This is a genomic window from Aquibium microcysteis, from assembly GCF_014495845.1.
In the GTDB taxonomy this organism is placed as follows: Bacteria; Pseudomonadota; Alphaproteobacteria; order Rhizobiales; family Rhizobiaceae; genus Aquibium; species Aquibium microcysteis.
The window spans coordinates 4,766,744-4,783,989 of sequence record NZ_CP061080.1; the positions used below are offsets into that span (position 1 = coordinate 4,766,744).

Below are 17,246 nucleotides of genomic sequence, written 5' to 3' on the forward strand. Positions count from 1 at the left end.
ACCGTTCCGGCATGGGCCGGCGGGATCGCACCGTGGAGGGATTTTCCGGCGCCGTTCCCAATCAAAAAAGCGTCCGGAAAACGGTTCTGGACGCCAAGACGAAGGACAGATAAGAGGGGGCGCTGGCGATGTCAACGTTCGCCGCCGGAGCCTCCGAACGCCAAATTTCGCCTTATTCCGGCGCGAAAGGCTGCGCCCCCGCTTCCGCCTGGAGATGTCCGATGCGTCCAACCGTCCCCTTCCGCTCGCTTGCCGCATGCGGCCTTGCACTCGGGCTCGTCTTGGCGGCACCCGCCGGCGTCTTCGCACAGGACAAGGCGCCGAATAAAACCGTCGTCGCCACGGTGAACGGGTCGCCGATCACGGAGTACGACCTGGAGATGGCGCAGGGCGACCTCGGTCCGCAGTTCGCGCAGCTTCCCGACGAACAGAAGCGCGCCGCCGCGCTGAGTGCCGCCATTGAGATCCGGCTGCTGGCTGCCAAAGCCGAGGAGGAGGGTCTCGACGATACCGAGGCGTTCGGCGACCGGATGGAGTTCCTTCGTCAGCGCGCTCTGCACAGCGCCTTCGTGGAGAGCAAGGTCGCGGCCGAGGTGACGGAGGAAGCGGTTCGGGCCCGCTACGACAAGGAAGTGGCGGCAACGCCGCCCGCCAACGAAATTCGTGCACGCCATATCCTCGTCGCGACCAAGGAAGAGGCGGATGCCATCATCGCGCAACTGGAGGCGGGCGGCGACTTCGAGGCGATCGCCAAGGAGAAGTCGACCGACGGCGCCGCCTCGCAGGGCGGCGATCTGGGCTATTTCGGCCCGGGTCAGATGGTTCCGCCTTTCGAGGAGGCCGCATTCGCTCTCGAGGTCGGGCAGTTTTCCAAGCAGCCGGTCCAGACGCAGTTCGGCTTCCACGTGATCAAGGTCGAGGATAAGCGGACCCAGCAGCCGCCGGCCTTCGAGCAGGTCAAGGAACAGGTTCGCACGCTTCTATTCCGTGAGACCTACTTCGCTGCGGTCCAGGTGCTGCGCGATGCCGCAACCGTCGACGTGCAGGATCCGGCACTCAAGGCGGCGCTCGGCGAGGAAGAGAAAGCGCAGTAGCATCTGAACGACACGCGGTCACCTTCATCATGTCCAGCACCGTCTCGCCGCTCGCACCGCGCAAGCATCCCGTCCTGCCTCCGATAGAAGGCGTGCGCATCGCGACCGCCGAAGCGGGCATCAAGTACAAGGGCCGCACTGATCTTCTGGTGATGACCTTCGAACCCGGAACGACTGTTGCCGGCGTTCTCACGCGTTCGAAGTGCCCGTCTGCGCCCGTGGACTTCTGTCGGCAGAATCTCCCCACCGGTCGAGCCCGCGTTCTCGTCGTCAACTCCGGCAATGCGAATGCCTTTACGGGCAAGAAGGGACGACAGACGACGGCCATGACCGCCGCCGCCGCGGCGGCTGCCACCGGCTGCGATCAGGACGAGATTTATCTCGCCTCCACCGGCGTCATCGGTGAACCGCTGGATGCCGGCCGTTTCGCTCATCTCCTCGAAAGACTGGCGGCGGATGCGGTCGCCGATCGCTGGGCAGATGCCGGCAAGGCGATCATGACCACCGATACCTATCCCAAGTACGCCACCGCGACGGTGAGGCTTGGGGATGTCGACGTCACGATCAACGGCATCGCCAAGGGCGCGGGAATGATCGCTCCGGACATGGCGACGATGCTGTCATTCGTCGCCACCGATGCACCGATCGAGGCAGCCGTCCTGCAGAAGCTCCTGAAGCGGGGCGCCGATTCGACCTTCAACGCCGTGACCGTCGACAGCGATACGTCGACCAGCGACACGCTCCTTTTCTTCGCCACCGGCAAAGCCGCCGAACGCGGTGCGCCACGGATCGTATCCGAAGGCGATCCCAAACTCGTGCCTTTCAAGCGGGCGCTGAACAGGCTGCTCAAGAACCTCGCCCTGCAGGTGGTCCGTGACGGCGAAGGTGCCCGCAAGGAGATCGAGATCTCGGTCTCAGGTGCGAAGTCGGCGCGCTCGGCGAAGCGCATTGCCTTGTCGATCGCCAACTCTCCCCTCGTCAAGACTGCCGTAGCGGGCGAGGATGCGAACTGGGGCAGGGTGGTGATGGCTGTCGGCAAGGCTGGCGAGCCGGCCGATCGCGACAGCCTGGCGATCTGGTTCGGCGACATCCGCGTCGCCCATCAGGGCGAGCGCGATCCCTCCTATTCGGAGGCGGAGGTATCCGGCTATATGAAGAACGATCGCATCCGCATCGGCGTTGATCTCGGCATGGGGCGCGGCAAGGCTACGGTCTGGACCTGCGATCTCACCAAGGAATACGTCGCCATCAATGGGGACTACCGCAGCTAGGTCGGGGGTCGCGTGCGGACGGGACTGGGCAAGATGCCGGAACTGGCGATGGTGAGGCGCTACGAAGCCGCCGGTTTCCGGGCGTGGCCGGCATCCTTCGTCCAGTATGACGGAACCTGGGTGATCCGGTTGACGGCCGGCCTGCCGGCAAAGCGGCTCAACTCGATCAATCCTCTTGATCCGGGCGACCATTCCAATATCCCCGACCGCATCGCCAGGGCGGCACGTCGGTTCGACGCCTATGGCCGGCCCTTGACCTTCCGGATTTCGCCGCTCGCCGGCCGTTCGCTTCCAAACCTTCTGGACCGGGAGGATTGGCTGCGCCTCTCGGAATCGATCGTCATGCGGATGGACCTCGATGGGGCTCGCCTCGACGGCGTCATGGACCAGATCCCGCTGAAGGACATCGGTCGCTTCGTTGGCGCGGCTCTGCGCGTACACGGCATGGAACAGGCCATGCGGCCGGGGCTGTCCGAGGTCATAGGGTCCATCGAGCCCGAGGCCGGTCTGTTCGTGGCCGAGGAGGCGGACGAACCGGTCGCGACTGCGATCTGCGTCCAGGATCGGGATCTGGCCGGGCTGTTCGAAGTGGCCACTCTGTCTGGCCGGCGCGGCAATGGCCATGGTCGGCAGGTGGTGCTGTCGGCGCTCAAGTGGGCTCGCCATCGCGGCGCCCGCGAAGCATGGCTGCAGGTTGAGGCAGACAACGAGCCTGCACTTGCGCTCTACCGTTCGCTCGGCTTTGCTGAAGTGTACCGCTACCACTATCGCCGTCCGCCGGGTGCCTGACGATGACCGATGCGGGACGGCGCATTCTTCTCGTTGCTGCCTGCGCGCTCGTGGATGCCGACGGCCGCGTGCTGCTCGCCGAACGCCCGCGAGGAAAGGCCATGGCCGGGCTCTGGGAGTTTCCCGGCGGGAAGGTCGAACCCGGTGAGACGCCGGAAGAAACGCTGATCCGCGAACTGCGCGAGGAAGTCGGCATCGAGACCAAGGCGGCATGTCTTGCACCTCTCACCTTCGCCAGCCACACCTATGACGACTTCCACCTGCTGATGCCGCTCTTCGTGTGCCGTCGGTATGAAGGGGTAGCACGCGGCCTGGAGGGCCAGAGATTGAAATGGGTTCGCCCGCGCGACATGCGCGACTACCCGATGCCGCCCGCCGACGAGCCGCTGATACCGTTTCTCATCGATCTCCTTTGAAGTGCAGCCGCACCTGCCGGTCGCTCCGCCACGCCGTCATCAGCGTTAACGGAGCGTTCAGCGCGACGTGCGAAGCTGATCCATGGGGCGTGCGGGGCACTTCACTCCGTATGGCGACGGGGATCGGCGATGCGATTGGACGACGACTGGAATGGCCCGCACTCTGGCACCGCAACCGGCGGCACGATCCGCATCACACTGGTTTTCGGCGTGATAGCCGTAGCCCTGGGTCTCGCCATCGCACCGCTCGCGGAAGAACTGGTGGCCGGCACGGCTGATGCCGGAGGCCTCGACTTCATGTCGACGGGTTCGGTCGGCGTGGACCGCAGCTACACGATCCGCCGCAGCGTTCTGCAGGCGACTCCCGAGTCGGTCTGCATCATCCGTTCGGACGGGGTCCAGAGCGGCGACTGCCGATAGCTGCGCGCATGCCCGCGAGGCAGGACCTGTAAGCACCGATTAACCGTTCCGGTTAAGGGAATCTTGCAGACCTGAAGGTTAGTGTTCCACCTGCCGAAGGAGGAGTACGCCTGCCTATGCTCGCGAAATTCTGGATCGATGAAAGTGGTGCGACGGTCGTGGAATACGGCCTCATTGCCACCTTTCTGTCTCTCGCGATCATCGCGGGCATCGGCAAGGTCTACAGCGCCATCGAGTATCTCTTCGCCGAACCGACGTCTGCCCTGAGCGGCTCCCTGAACTGACGGCGTTTACGACCCCTCCCTCGGCTTCAGCGCCTCAGCGAGCGAAACCTGGGCCGATCCGGGCTTGAGCGGCTTCTGCTGCGAAGCGTGCGGTGCCCAGCCGGACAGCCAGACGAGATTGAACGTCGCCCGCACGCGGCCATCCGGATCCGCAAATCGGTCGGCATAGTGTCGTGCGGCCCGCAGGAAAATGGCCCGCCGGCTGGGATGTCTCAGCCGACCAAGCAGCGTGTTGGTCGCGCCCATCGACCTCAGGTCCCGCATCAGGCCGAACATGTCGCCATAGCGAACGGTAACCGTCTCCACGTCTGCCACGGGAAGTGCGAATCCGGCGCGCTGCAGCAGACCGCCGATGTCGCGCACATCGGCGAACGGGATGATCCGCGGGCTCACGCCGCCTGTGATTTCCATTTCTGCGGCAAGCAGGCAGTCTCGCAGCTCGGCCAGCGTACCCGCGCCCGCGAGGCAGGCCATCAGGAGCCCGTCCGGCCTGAGGGCTCGGCGCATCTGGACCAGCTGTCCCGGCAGGTCGTTCGCATCCTGCAGGTTGAGCAGCGAGACGACCAGGTCGATGCTTGCGGGCTCGAACGGCAGCTGGTCGCCAGGGGCGACGATGCCCTCGTCGTCGCCGAGGAAGAACGGGTCGGCCTCGACCCGCAGCACCTCGCCGATCTGTCCGGAGGCGGCCAGGGCCTCGGCCACCACCGGAACCCAGCCGTTCACCACGGCAGCCCGGGCGAATCGCCGATCCACGGTCGAAAGGCGGTCGGCAAGATCCTCCACCACGCGTCGCAAGAGGAAGTCGGCATCGGCCGTCGCCTGCAAGCGTGCGCGCTTCCGCCGCTGCATCAAGAGCCCGGGTTCGAACAGCATGTCCATGATGGATCCCTTTCTCGATCCCGTTGGGGATCGATAGGCTTGCCCCGAACAGTCTGGTAGGCTCGGCACAGTGGAGAGCGTCGTGGCCGATCTGTCTCGCGAGATCAAGCGTGGAGTAGCCGCGTTGGCGGGGAGTGCCGCGCGCATCCTGTTTCCGCCGCTGTGCGGTGGCTGCCGCACCATCGTGAGCATCCCCGGCTCGCTCTGTGGTGCGTGCTGGAGCGAGTTGAGGCTGATCGAGCGTCCCTGGTGCGAGATCCTCGGCACGCCGTTCCAGTACGATATGGGTGACGGAGCGGTGTCGCCCGCCGCGATCGCCGATCCGCCCGCCTTCGATCGCGCGCGATCGGCCGTTTCCTACACGGGCGTCGCGCGGCGCATGGCGCAGGCGCTCAAGTTCAACGACCGAACCGATCTCGCACCCTGGATGGCGGTCTGGATGCTGCGGGCCGGTCGCGAACTGATCGCCGAAGCCGACATCGTGGTTCCCGTGCCGCTGCACCGACGCCGCTTTCTGTGGCGTCGTTTCAACCAGTCGGCTGAACTTGGTCGTGCGGTCGCCGCGGCGGCCCGCCTTCGCTTCGAACCCGAACTCGTCACCCGCCATCGCAATACCCGTCGGCAGGTCGGTCTCGCCCGGAACGATCGCGACGAGAACGTAAGGGGCGCCTTCGTCGTGGAGAAGAAGGCGCGCAATGTCGTCCGCGACCGGCGCATTCTGGTTGTCGACGACGTTTTCACGACCGGGGCGACGGTTTCTGCGGTGGCACGTTCGCTGCGGCGCGCGGGAGCCGGCGGGGTCGATGTCTTGACCTTTGCCCGCGTGCTGTCGGAGGACTTTCTCGACGCCGAAAGTGACCCTATATAGGAATCCCAGCCGGAACGAAGCCATGCCCGAAGTGACCATCTACACCCGCATGATGTGCGGCTACTGCAGCGCTGCAAAGCGGCTTCTGGATCGCAAGGGCGTGTCCTACACGGAGCACGACGCCAGTTTTTCCCCCGAACTGCGCAGGCAGATGACCGAGCGTTCGGGACGCAGCACGTTCCCGCAGATCTTTGTCGGTGACGTGCATGTCGGCGGCTGCGACGACCTGCATGAGGCGGAAGAGAGCGGCCGCCTCGACAAGCTTCTGTCCGGCAACGCCTGAGGAAACCGGCGATGAGCATGTTCAAGGTGGCGGTACTGCAGATGCGATCCGGGATGGATCCGTCCGCCAATGCTGCGACATTCGAGACGATGGTGCGTGAAGCCGCGGCCCGAGGGGCCCGTTACGTCCAGTCGCCAGAGATGACGGGAGGGCTCGTCCGCAACCGCGAAGCACTTCTCTCGATGGTGAAGTCCGAGGCCGAAGACGTCATCGTGGGGACCGCGGCCAGGCTTGCGGCGGACCTTGGGATTGCGATCCACATCGGCTCGACGGCCATCGCGCTCGCCGACGGACGGATCGCGAACCGTGGCTTCCTGTTCGCGCCCGACGGGACGCTGGTCACCACCTACGACAAGATCCACATGTTCGACGTCGATCTCGACAATGGCGAGAGCTGGCGCGAGTCCGCCACCTACCAGCCGGGCGGTCGTGCCGTGGTGGCTCCGCTGGGAGAGGTCCGCCTTGGCCTTGCCGTTTGCTACGACCTTCGGTTCCCGCATCTTTTCCGGGCCCAGGCGCTGGCCGGGGCGGAGATCCTGACGGTACCTGCCGCCTTCACCCGGCAGACTGGGGAGGCGCACTGGCACGTGCTGCTGCGCGCCCGCGCGATCGAGAATGGCGCCTTCGTGATCGCCGCCGCCCAGGGCGGCCGGCATGAGGATGGGCGCGAGACCTTCGGCCACTCCATGGTGGTGGACCCGTGGGGACGTGTTCTCGCCGAGGCTGCGCATGACGAACCGGCGGTCTTGATTGCCGAGGTCGACATCGCGGCATCCTCGGCGGCGCGACGGAAGGTGCCCAATCTGAAGAACGCGCGCGAGTTCGAGCTGGACGAGGTCGTCTCGCCGGTGGCTGCAGGGAGAGCCGCCTCGTGATCCGTTTCTCCCTGCGATGCGACGGCGACCATTCCTTCGACGCATGGTTTCGCAACAGTGAAGACTTCGAGAGACAAAGCGACCGGCGCCTCGTGGAATGCCCCCATTGCGGCTCGAGCAGCGTCAAGAAGGCGCTGATGGCACCGTCCGTCTCGACCGGACGCAAACGGGAGCAGATTGCACTTGCCATGGGCGAGGAGCAGAAGCGTGCCCTGATCCAGCTGAAGGAACTGGCCGAGAAGGTGAGGCGGGAGGCCGACGACGTCGGCGACAGGTTTGCCGAGGAGGCGCGCAAGATCCATTTCGGCGAGACGGAGGCGCGAGGCATCTATGGCCGGGCCACTCCGGAAGAGGCTCGGGCTCTGATCGAAGATGGCGTGGAGTTCATGCCCATCCCCGTCTTCCCTGACGACAGGAACTGAGACGGCGCAGGGCGCCGTCGTCGTTCCGATGATTCTGGGCAGTCAGTCATGAAACCGGTGTGGGATTCGGCGTCGGCATTGCTGATGATCACCGGCGGCCTGCTCGGCATGATCTTTCCGCTCGGGAAGGTGGCCGGCGAGGCCGGTGTTTCGCCGGTGATCTGGTCCTTCGTCATCTCGTTCGGCGTGGCGACCACGCTTTTTGCAGTCGATGCGGTGCGCGGTGGATTGCGCCGTCCTGACGCGCACCGTCTTCGCTACTTCATCCTGGCGGGGACCATCTCCTACTGCATCCCCAACATGATCGTCTTCGCGGCGATCCCGCAGCTCGGCGCCGGCTTTACGGCGATCATGTTCACGCTGTCGCCCGTCATCACGCTCTGCCTCTCCATGCTGCTCAAGCTGCGGCGACCCAACGGACTGGGCATCGCCGGCATCGCCGTGGGTTTCGTCGGCGCACTTCTGGTCGCGACGACCCGCGGTGAACTCGGTCAGCCTGCGTCGCCGTTGTGGATCGGGCTGGGATTGCTCATTCCCGTCGCTCTGGCGTCCGGAAACATCTACAGGACGATGGACTGGCCGGGTCACGCGGGGGCGCTGGAACTGGCCTATGGCAGCCACTTCGCGGCCGCCGTCGTCCTTCTGATGGTCGGCTTCTGGTCGCCCTGGGGCTTCGATCCTTCACCGCTTGGCGTCGTTCCGCTGGAGACGCTGGCCCAGGTCCTCTCCTCGGCCGGCATGTTCGTCTTCTTCTTCCGTCTCCAGGTCGTGGGGGGGCCGGTGTATTTGAGCCAGATGGGCTACGTCGCCGCCGCCATCGGCCTGGTCTCGGGAACGCTGTTCCTCGGTGAACACTACGCGCTGCTGACCTGGATCGGAGCCGCCATCATCGCGGTCGGAGTGGCCATGACCACGCGGGCCCAGTCCCGGTCCGCGTGACGAGGGAGCTTCTGCCTCCCGTTCCTCAGGACAGAGAGGATTTCTGCGCCATCACCATGTAGTTGACGTCGAGATCCCGCGACTTCTGCCAGCGATCCGCGAGCAGGTTGTAGGTGACCCCTGTGCGATCGGCGATCGTCATTCCGGAATCGGAAAGCGCGCGCTCGAGTTCGTCGGGCCGCACCAGCTTCTCGTACTGATGGGTACCGCGCGGCAGCCAGCGAAGCACGTACTCCGCCCCCACGATCGCCAGCCCCAGCGCCTTCAGGGTGCGATTGATGGTGGCAACGAACATGATGCCGCCGGGTTTCACCATCTCGGCGCATTTGGAAATGTAGAGAGGCACGTCCGAGACGTGTTCCACCACCTCCATGTTGAGGATGACGTCGAACTGCTCGCCCGCATCCGCCAGGTCTTCGGCGGTGGTGGCGCGGTAGTCGATGGAGACGCCGCTCTGAGCGGCGTGGAGGCGCGCCACCTCGATGTTGGTCTCGGACGCATCGGCGCCGACGACGGTCGCGCCGAGTCGGGCCATGGGCTCGCACAGGAGCCCTCCGCCGCAGCCTATGTCCAGGAACCGGAGCCCGTCGAAAGGCCGGCTCGAGCGCGGGTCGCGGCCGAACCGTTCCGCCACGCGGTCCCGGATATAGGCCAGCCTGACGGGATTGAACTTATGCAGCGGCTTGAACTTGCCCGTCGGGTCCCACCATTCAGCGGCCATCCGCGAGAAGCGGTCGACTTCGGCAGGATCGATGGTCGTCTTGCGCATGTCGGACATTGGGGGTCTCCGTTGACGACCCGCCCTAGTTGGATGACGAAGGAAGAATGTCAAGACTGCGCCAGTCCTCCGCCGACCTCTGCCGCTAGGAACGGCACGACCGGTCACGGCGTTGCGCCACAATGACGACACGCACCGGGAGTTCCCCGCTCGCATGGCCGCGGCTCAATCCCTTGTCCTGCATGGCAATGCTCGTTTGGCTAACGATCGTACCGTCATCTTTCGCGGTCTCGCAGGAGACGGCCGTTCCGGCGGACGGGCGCTCGCCGATGCAACTGGAGACCGCCGGACCTTCCGCCGGAGACCTCGGTACGGCCAGAAGGCTCAAGGAGATTCTCGACTCCACCCGCTGGTTCGCCCGCTCGAGCGTGTCCGTGCACGATGGGGTGGCGTTTCTCGAGGGCGAAACCGGCGGAGAGGAGCAACGGCGGTGGGCGGGCGAACTGGCGGCGAACTTCCCGGGCGTCATCGCGGTCGTCAACCGCATCGAACTTCCCGGAGACGTCGGCGACACGTTTCTGCGCGCAGGAGAGGAATCGGCGCGGCTGTACAAGCGCGTCGTTCAGGCTTGGCCGCTGATCCTGCTGGCGGTCGTGATTGCCTTCGCGACCTGGATCGTGGCGGTCATCGTCAACCGGGCGTCCTCTGCCTTTCTCACGCCGCGGATCGCCTCTCCCCTGCTCCGTTCGGTCATCGCACGGGCGCTGAGCGTACCGGTCTTCCTGCTCGGGATCTACTTCGTCCTGCAGGTAGCGGGTCTGACGAACCTGGCGGTTACCGTTCTGGGTGGAACCGGGCTCATCGGGATCGTCATAGGGTTCGCGTTCCGCGACATCGCTGAGAACTTTCTGGCGAGCGTGCTCCTCAGCGTCCGGAATCCGTTCCGCTCGGGGGATCTGATCGACGTGGCCGGGCATGTCGGCATAGTTCAGAACCTGAATACGCGCAGTACCGTGCTGCTGACGCTGGACGGAAACCACGTGCAGATTCCGAACGCCACCGTCTACAAGAGCATCATCAAGAACTACTCGAGCATTCCGAGCCGGCGGGCCGAATTCATGATCGGCATCGGCTATGACTCGTCCACCGCGGCGGCCCAGGCCATCATCGCCGGGGTTCTCGCAAAGCACCCTGCCGTCCTCGCGCAGCCGGAGCCGCTGGTGCTGGTTGACCAGCTGGGAGCCGCAACGGTCGACCTGAGGGTACAGTACTGGTTCGACAGCGCGACCTATTCTCCCGCCAAGATCAATTCGGCGCTCTTGCGCCTTTCGAAGAATGCCTTGATGGCCGGCGGCATAGAGATGCCCGATACGGCTCGTGAAGTCGTGTTCCCGAAAGGCGTCCCCATCCGGCGCGCCGATCGCGCTTCCCGTCCCCGTCCGGCCGCCCTGCCGCGCGAAGACCCGGTACCGCCCTCCGATGGCGAAGCCGCGACGGTCGGCGAGGGCGATCTGGCGAGCGAAACGAGAGAGGCGCGTCCGGGACGACTCGGTGACGAGGCAGCGATCGACCAGGAAAACCTGCTCAAGGGATGATGGCGGTGGGGGACGCCCGTTAGCGACCGGCGAATACCCGCTTGGGCTTGAACATGCCGGCCTCGATCGCCCCGATCGCGACGAGCCGGCCGCGCGCGGTGACGCAGGCCTCGTCTGCCTCGGCAGGCGCATCGCGACCGCGAACGATCACCGGATTGCCGAGCCGGATCTTCGTTGCCGCATCGTCGGACACGGCGACCTGCGGCAGACAGTCCAGAGCCGCGCCGGTGTCGACCACGAGGGCATCGAGCGTCGCGAACCGCTCGCGCTCGCTGCGCGGGTCGACGATCCGGCCGTCCTCGCCGGTTTCGCCGGCCGGCGCAGCCAGCGCTGCCGCTGCCTCGAGTTCTTCCAGCGTCACGAGCTCGTCGGGCGTGAAGGGCTCCACCTCGACGCGGCGCAGTTCCGAGATGTGTCCGAAGCAGCCGAGATCCCGGCCCATGTCGCGTGCCAGCGAACGGACATAGGTGCCCTTGCCGCATTCCACTTCGAAGACCGTCCGCCGCTCGTCGAGCCATTCGACGAGATCGAGGCGCCCGATCTCGACTTCGCGCTCGGGGATGTCGACCGCTTCGCCCTCGCGGGCAAGGTCATAGGCGCGCTCGCCCGCTATCTTGATCGCCGAGAACTGCGGTGGCGTCTGCATGATCACGCCCGTGTACTTCGGCATCAGCGCCCGGACCTGTTCGTCGGACGGACGCAGGTCGGACGTCTTCGTCGCAACCCCTTCGAGATCGTCGGTCGAGCGCTCTTCGCCCCATGTGACGGTGAAGCGATAGACCTTGGCTCCGTCCATGACGTAGGGCACGGTCTTCGTCGCCTCGCCGAGGGCGATCGGCAGCATGCCGGAGGCCAGCGGATCGAGCGTTCCGGCATGCCCGGCCTTGTCGGCCTTGAACAGCCATTTGATCTTCGCCACCGCGTCGGTGGAGCCCATCCCGTGCGGCTTGTCGAACACGACCCAGCCGGAGATAGGACGCCCCTTCTTCTTTCCGCGCCGCGCCATCAGTCCTCGTCCTTCTCGCCGTCGTGATCGAGGTCGCGGGCCACTTCGGGCGAACGCAGCAACCGGTCGATCTTGCTCATGTTGTCGTAGCTGGTGTCGAGCCGGAACCGGAACTCCGGCATGTACTTCATCTGCCGCAGCGCGCCCGAGACACGGCCGCGGATGAACTTCGCGTTCTGGGCCAGCGCCTTGATGACGGCTTCGCCATCCGCGACGCCGAGGGGCGTGACGAAGGCGGTTGCGATCTTCAGGTCCGGCGACATGCGCACCTCGGAAATCGAGATCACCGTCTTCTCGATGAGGTCGTCGCGGACTTCCCCACGCTGGAGCACGTCGGAAAGGGCATGGCGCACCTGCTCGCCGACGCGAAGCATGCGCTGGGATGGGCCGGAGGTTGAAGAGGACATGATCTCAAATCCTGGATCGCCGGCACGGGATCGAACCGCACCGCACGTCTCGAAAGCCGATGGGGCGGCAAGGTGCCGCCCCATTTCCGAAGGAGGTCTCGACGACGACTACAGCGTCCGCGTGACCATCTCGACGCGGAAGCACTCGATGATGTCGCCCGCGCGGATGTCCTCGTAGTTCTGGAACGCCATGCCGCACTCCTGGCCGGCCGGCACTTCCGGAACCTCGTCCTTGAAGCGCTTCAGCGTCTTCAGCGTGCCTTCGTGGATCACCACGTCGTCGCGGATGAGGCGCACGCCCGCACCGCGCTCCACACGGCCATCGGTGACGCGGCAGCCCGCGACCTTGCCGACCTTCGTGATGTGGAAGACCTCGAGGATCTCGGCATTGCCGAGGAAGGTCTCGCGGCGCTCCGGCGAGAGGAGCCCCGACATCGCCTGCTTCACGTCATCCACGAGATTGTAGATGATGTTGTAGTAGCGGATCTCGACGCCTGCCTTCTCGGCGGCCAGCTGGGCCTGCTTGTTGGCACGCACGTTGAAGCCGATGATCGCCGCGTTCGACGTCTCGGCCAGCGACACGTCGGTCTCGGTGATGCCGCCGGCGCCCGAATGCACGATGCGCGCGCGCACTTCGTCCGTGCCGAGCTTCTCCAGCGCCACGGTGATCGCCTCGATGGAGCCCTGCACGTCGCCCTTGATGACCAGCGGGAACTCCTTCATGCCCGAGGTCTGCAGCTGCGACATCATCTGCTCGAGCGAGCCGCGCTGGCCGGCATGCTTGGCCACCGCCTTGTCGCGGGCCAGACGCTGGCGATACTCGGTGATCTCGCGGGCCCGGGCCTCGTTCTCCACGGTGGCGAAGCGGTCGCCCGCCCGCGGCGTGCCCTGAAGACCGAGCACCTCGACCGGGGTCGAGGGGCCGGCATCCTTGATCTGCTCGCCGCGATCGTCGATCAGCGCGCGGACGCGGCCCCACTGATCGCCGGCGACGATGATGTCGCCGGGAAGCAGCATGCCGGTCTGCACGAGGACGGTCGCGACCGGCCCCCGGCCCTTGTCCAGCTTCGCCTCGATGACGACGCCTTCGGAGGTGCGTTCCGGATCGGCCCGAAGATCGAGCAGCTCCGCCTGCAGCAGGATCGCCTCGAGCAGCTTGTCGAGGTTGATCTTCTTGGTCGCCGACACTTCGACGTCGAGCACCTCGCCGCCCATCGATTCGACGAAAACCTCGTGCTGGAGCAACTGGGTGCGGACCTTCTGCGGGTCGGCATCCGGCTTGTCGATCTTGTTGATGGCGACGATGATCGGGACACCTGCCGCCTTGGCATGGCTGATCGATTCGATCGTCTGGGGCATCACGCTGTCATCGGCCGCGACGACAAGCACCGCGATGTCGGTCGCCTGCGCGCCGCGGGCGCGCATCGCCGTGAAGGCGGCGTGGCCGGGCGTGTCGATGAAGGTGATCTTCTGGCCGTTCTTCTCGACCTGATAGGCGCCGATGTGCTGCGTGATGCCGCCCGCTTCGCCCGAGACCACGTTGGCTTCGCGGATGGCGTCCAGCAGCGACGTCTTGCCGTGGTCGACATGCCCCATGATCGTCACCACCGGCGGGCGCGGCGCCTGGTTCTCCGGCTTGTCGGCGATGTTGAAGAGGCCTTCCTCGATGTCGGATTCGGCGACGCGCTTGACCGTGTGGCCGAACTCGCTCGCCACCAGTTCCGCCGTGTCGGCGTCGATGACGTCGCCCGGCTTCAGGATCTGGCCCTGCTTCATGAAGAACTTGACCACGTCCACGGCACGCTCGGCCATGCGGCCGGCGAGTTCCTGGATGGTGATGGTCTCGGGGATGGTCACCTCACGCGAGATCTTCTCGCGCGGTTCCTGGTGCATCGCCCGCTTGAACTTCTCCTGGCGGCGACGCATCGACGACAGCGACCGGCCGCGCGCCTCGTCGCCCGACAGCGCGCTGGTCAGCGTCAGCTTGCCGCGGCGGCGATCTTCGTCGCGCGTCGTCTTGGCGGGACGGGCGACCTCGACGGCCGGGGCACGCTTGGGTGCCACCGCCGGACGCGACTTGCTCTTCGTCGTCTCGGTCTCTTCGGCTGCCGGCTCGACGTCGATCTGCGGAGCGCGGCGCCTGGCCTCCTCCTCCGATCGGCGGCGCGCTTCGGCCTCTGCGGCCAGACGCGCTTCCTCTTCCGCCTGTCGGCGGGCGGAATCCTCGCGCTCCTTGCGGCGGCGCTCCTCTTCCTCCGCGCGACGCTGCGCTTCTTCCTGGGCGCGCCTCCGCTCCTCGGCCTCGCGACCACGCGCGCCTTCGAGTGCGCGGCGGCGGGCTTCCATCTCCTCGCCGGACAGATCGTTCAGCACCATTCCGGTGCGTTCGGTCTGCAGCGGCGGACGGACCCGGTCGGACTGCAGCTGCTGCGTCGGCGCGACCGGACGCGGCGCCTGCGGCTGTGGCCGCGGCGCGAGCGTGACCGGCTGGCTGGTGCCTTCGGTCCGTTCTCCGGGGACGGAGAACTTGCGCTTCTTCGTCTCGACGACGACAGACTTCGTGCGCCCGTGCGAGAAGTTCTGACGCACCGTACCCTGCTCGACGCCCGGGCGCTTCAGTGTCAGCGTCTTCTTCGTGTTCACGGTCAGCGTCTTGTCGTCGCCTGATTTCGTATCCGTCATTCCGTATCCTTATGAGGCGTCGTCGTTCCCGGGACACCTTCAACCGCCGCGCGGCCATCCGGGGGTCCGCCCCGGTAACGGTCAAGCGCAACCGCGCGCCTGAATGCCGCCTTGCCTGCGTCCTGCGCGAGCACGGCAGCATGTATCACATTTGTCCCCCCCATTGCCAAACCCATTTCGGCTTCCGAAAGGAGTTTGTATGCGGGTATGTCCGGACCGCCCAGATGGACGGTTGCAGTGCGCGCCTGCGTCATTTTCCGAACGCCGTCCTCTGCCGCCTCGAAGGCATGGAAAACGGCGAGCGCCTTTCCCGACCGGATCGCGGCATCGACTTTTGCCGAGCCCAATGCCACAGCGCCCGCCTTGCGCGCAAGGCCAAGGCCGCCGCACAGGGCCTTGACCATCAGCGCGTCGACGAGAGCCCCCAGGTCCTCAGCCGCCGTCACCTCGGCCTTGAGGGCGCGACGAAACAGCTTTCTGCGAACGGCCTCGTCCACATGCCGCCGCTCGGCCGTTACCCAGCAGCCCCGGCCCGGAAGCTTCCGCTTCAGGTCCGGCACCACGGACAGATCCGGTCCCGCCACGAAACGGATCATCTCGTCCGGCTCGCCGACGCGGCGGGTCACGATGCAGGTCCGCTCCACCATCTCGTCCAAGGGCGTCTCCCTGCCGGCCGGCAGCCGCCTCAGGCTTCCGCCGCTTCCGCCTCGACGTCGTCCTCGGCCAGATCGTCCTGCGAAATCCAGCCAGCCAGCAGGCGCGCCGAGAGCACCATCTGTTCCGCATCGGCCCTGCTCACGCCGTGGGCCGCCAGAACACCCGGGAACATCTTCGTTTCGCCGTCCTTGCGCTCCTTCCAGCCGACGAGATCGTCGACGGCGTAACCGGCGAAATCGTCGACCGTCTTCACGCCGTCTTCGCCGAGCGTGACCATCATGGCGGTGGTCACCCCCGGAATCTCGCGAAGCTGGTCAGCCACGCCCAGCTCCCGGCGCTTCGCATCCTGCTCGGCCTCGATGCGATCGAGGTATTCGCGTGCCCGGGCCTGGATCTCCGACGCCGTGTCCTCATCGAACCCGTCGATCGACGCGATCTCGTCGGCATCCACGTAGGCGACTTCTTCCACCGACGTGAAACCTTCCGACGCCAGCACCTGACCGACCATTTCGTCGACGTTCAGCGCGTCCATGAACAGGGTGGACCGCTCGACGAACTCCTTCTGGCGGCGCTGCGACTCTTCTTCCTCGGTCAGGATGTCGATGTCCCAGCCGGTCAGCTGCGAGGCGAGCCGCACGTTCTGTCCGCGACGGCCGATCGCAAGCGACAATTGGTCATCCGGGACCACGACTTCAATACGCTCGGCGTCCTCGTCGAGGACGACCTTCGCGACTTCCGCCGGCTGCAGCGCGTTGACGATGAAGGAGGCAGCGTCGTGCGACCAGGGAATGATGTCGATCTTCTCGCCCTGAAGCTCGCCGACGACGGCCTGGACGCGGCTGCCGCGCATGCCCACGCAGGCGCCGACGGGATCGATCGAGGAATCGCGCGAGATGACCGCGATCTTGGCGCGGGAGCCCGGATCGCGCGCCACCGACTTGATCTCGATGATGCCGTCGTAGATTTCCGGCACTTCCATCTGGAAGAGCTTGGCCATGAACTGCGGGTGGGTGCGCGACAGGAAGATCTGCGGCCCGCGCTGCTCCCGGCGCACGTCGTAGACATAGGCGCGGACGCGGTCGCCGTACTTGAAGTTCTCGCGGGGGATCAGCTCGTCGCGACGGATGATCGCCTCGCCACGGCCGAGGTCGACGATCACGTTGCCGTATTCCACGCGCTTGACGGTGCCGTTGATGATCTCGCCGATGCGGTCCTTGTATTCGTCGTACTGCCGGTCGCGTTCGGCCTCGCGAACCTTCTGGACGATGACCTGCTTGGCCGACTGGGCGGCGATGCGGCCGAAGTCCATCGGCGGGAGCTGCTCGGCGATGAAGTCTCCGACCTGCGCATCGGGATTGCGGTCGCGCGCGTCCCGCAGCGAGATCTGACGGGCGAACTCGTCCACGTGCTCGACGACCTCCATCAGCCGCTGCAGCTTCATCTCGCCGGTGCTCGGGTTGATGTCGGCGCGGATGTTGGTCTCCTGGCCGTAGCGCGAGCGCGCGGCCTTCTGGATGGCGTCCGCCATCGCAGCGATGACGATCGACTTGTCGATCGACTTCTCCCGTGCGACCGCGTCAGCGATCTGGAGAAGCTCGAGCCTGTTTGCACTGACTGCCATGTCGTGGTCTCCCTTGCATC

The 17,246-nt window shown here is 65.9% G+C and carries 19 protein-coding genes; 12 read left to right on the forward strand and 7 right to left on the reverse strand.

What is annotated here, in order from left to right; genetic code table 11:
- Window positions 1-221: 221 nt before the first annotated feature.
- The 6 genes from IAI54_RS22475 to IAI54_RS22500 all read left to right on the forward strand — a co-directional run bounded on the left by IAI54_RS22475 (window position 222) and on the right by IAI54_RS22500 (window position 4,274).
- Window positions 222-1,094 carry a peptidylprolyl isomerase gene (locus tag IAI54_RS22475; RefSeq protein ID WP_187973308.1) on the forward strand — a complete coding sequence of 291 codons (873 nt, stop codon included), beginning with the start codon at window positions 222-224 and terminating at the stop codon, window positions 1,092-1,094.
- A gap of 29 nt (window positions 1,095-1,123) precedes the next feature.
- Window positions 1,124-2,365 (forward strand): bifunctional glutamate N-acetyltransferase/amino-acid acetyltransferase ArgJ, encoded by a 1,242-nt coding sequence (argJ, locus tag IAI54_RS22480; RefSeq protein WP_187969297.1) that lies wholly within the window; start codon window positions 1,124-1,126, stop codon window positions 2,363-2,365.
- Between the two features lie 33 nt (window positions 2,366-2,398).
- Window positions 2,399-3,154: a GNAT family N-acetyltransferase gene (locus tag IAI54_RS22485; protein WP_187969298.1), complete on the forward strand. Its 756-nt coding sequence runs from the start codon at window positions 2,399-2,401 to the stop codon at window positions 3,152-3,154.
- Window positions 3,155-3,156: 2 nt separating this feature from the next.
- The gene (locus tag IAI54_RS22490) at window positions 3,157-3,570 is read left to right on the forward strand and encodes a (deoxy)nucleoside triphosphate pyrophosphohydrolase (protein ID WP_187969299.1); all 414 of its coding nucleotides are present in this window, start codon (window positions 3,157-3,159) and stop codon (window positions 3,568-3,570) included.
- Window positions 3,571-3,699: 129 nt separating this feature from the next.
- A complete protein-coding gene (locus tag IAI54_RS22495) occupies window positions 3,700-3,990 on the forward strand; it encodes a hypothetical protein (RefSeq protein WP_187969300.1) in 291 nt (96 codons plus the stop codon).
- 116 nt (window positions 3,991-4,106) lie between these two features.
- Complete coding sequence (locus IAI54_RS22500) at window positions 4,107-4,274, forward strand: Flp family type IVb pilin (RefSeq protein WP_187969301.1); 168 nt, start codon at window positions 4,107-4,109, stop codon at window positions 4,272-4,274.
- Between the two features lie 6 nt (window positions 4,275-4,280).
- Here the strand turns inward: IAI54_RS22500 and IAI54_RS22505 are convergent, their stop codons facing one another.
- Window positions 4,281-5,153 carry a methyltransferase domain-containing protein gene (locus IAI54_RS22505; protein WP_187969302.1) on the reverse strand — a complete coding sequence of 291 codons (873 nt, stop codon included), beginning with the start codon at window positions 5,151-5,153 and terminating at the stop codon, window positions 4,281-4,283.
- Between the two features lie 82 nt (window positions 5,154-5,235).
- Here IAI54_RS22505 and IAI54_RS22510 point away from each other — a divergent pair, with 82 nt between their 5' ends.
- The 5 genes from IAI54_RS22510 to IAI54_RS22530 are packed head-to-tail and all read left to right on the forward strand — an operon-like array spanning window position 5,236 to window position 8,540.
- On the forward strand, window positions 5,236-6,021 hold the full coding sequence (locus IAI54_RS22510; protein WP_187969303.1) for a ComF family protein: 786 nt from the start codon (window positions 5,236-5,238) through the stop codon (window positions 6,019-6,021).
- A gap of 22 nt (window positions 6,022-6,043) precedes the next feature.
- The gene (gene grxC, locus IAI54_RS22515) at window positions 6,044-6,304 is read left to right on the forward strand and encodes a glutaredoxin 3 (protein WP_187969304.1); all 261 of its coding nucleotides are present in this window, start codon (window positions 6,044-6,046) and stop codon (window positions 6,302-6,304) included.
- Window positions 6,305-6,315: 11 nt separating this feature from the next.
- Window positions 6,316-7,179 carry a carbon-nitrogen hydrolase family protein gene (locus tag IAI54_RS22520; protein ID WP_187969305.1) on the forward strand — a complete coding sequence of 288 codons (864 nt, stop codon included), beginning with the start codon at window positions 6,316-6,318 and terminating at the stop codon, window positions 7,177-7,179.
- On the forward strand, window positions 7,176-7,601 hold the full coding sequence (locus IAI54_RS22525) for a DUF1178 family protein (protein WP_187969306.1): 426 nt from the start codon (window positions 7,176-7,178) through the stop codon (window positions 7,599-7,601). Before IAI54_RS22520 ends, IAI54_RS22525 begins: the two co-directional genes overlap by 4 nt.
- A 48-nt stretch (window positions 7,602-7,649) precedes the next feature.
- Window positions 7,650-8,540: a DMT family transporter gene (locus IAI54_RS22530; protein WP_187969307.1), complete on the forward strand. Its 891-nt coding sequence runs from the start codon at window positions 7,650-7,652 to the stop codon at window positions 8,538-8,540.
- Between the two features lie 25 nt (window positions 8,541-8,565).
- Here IAI54_RS22530 and ubiG read toward each other — a convergent pair whose 3' ends face one another.
- The gene (ubiG, locus tag IAI54_RS22535; protein ID WP_187969308.1) at window positions 8,566-9,318 is read right to left on the reverse strand and encodes a bifunctional 2-polyprenyl-6-hydroxyphenol methylase/3-demethylubiquinol 3-O-methyltransferase UbiG; all 753 of its coding nucleotides are present in this window, start codon (window positions 9,316-9,318) and stop codon (window positions 8,566-8,568) included.
- Window positions 9,319-9,587: 269 nt separating this feature from the next.
- Between ubiG and IAI54_RS22540 the strand changes: the two genes are divergently transcribed.
- A complete protein-coding gene (locus IAI54_RS22540; protein ID WP_235679145.1) occupies window positions 9,588-10,853 on the forward strand; it encodes a mechanosensitive ion channel family protein in 1,266 nt (421 codons plus the stop codon).
- Window positions 10,854-10,872: 19 nt separating this feature from the next.
- Here the strand turns inward: IAI54_RS22540 and truB are convergent, their stop codons facing one another.
- The 5 genes from truB to nusA all read right to left on the reverse strand — a co-directional run bounded on the left by truB (window position 10,873) and on the right by nusA (window position 17,226).
- A complete protein-coding gene (gene truB, locus IAI54_RS22545) occupies window positions 10,873-11,859 on the reverse strand; it encodes a tRNA pseudouridine(55) synthase TruB (RefSeq protein WP_187969310.1) in 987 nt (328 codons plus the stop codon).
- Complete coding sequence (rbfA, locus tag IAI54_RS22550; RefSeq protein ID WP_187969311.1) at window positions 11,859-12,266, reverse strand: 30S ribosome-binding factor RbfA; 408 nt, start codon at window positions 12,264-12,266, stop codon at window positions 11,859-11,861. The genes truB and rbfA overlap by 1 nt, the downstream gene beginning before the upstream one ends.
- A gap of 108 nt (window positions 12,267-12,374) precedes the next feature.
- A complete protein-coding gene (gene infB, locus IAI54_RS22555; protein WP_187969312.1) occupies window positions 12,375-14,948 on the reverse strand; it encodes a translation initiation factor IF-2 in 2,574 nt (857 codons plus the stop codon).
- Window positions 14,945-15,595, reverse strand: a complete 651-nt coding sequence (locus tag IAI54_RS22560) for an RNA-binding protein (protein WP_187973309.1) — start codon at window positions 15,593-15,595, stop codon at window positions 14,945-14,947. Before IAI54_RS22560 ends, infB begins: the two co-directional genes overlap by 4 nt.
- Window positions 15,596-15,633: 38 nt before the next feature.
- Window positions 15,634-17,226, reverse strand: coding sequence for a transcription termination factor NusA (nusA, locus tag IAI54_RS22565; protein WP_187969313.1), 1,593 nt, complete (start codon window positions 17,224-17,226; stop codon window positions 15,634-15,636).
- Window positions 17,227-17,246 lie beyond the last annotated feature (20 nt).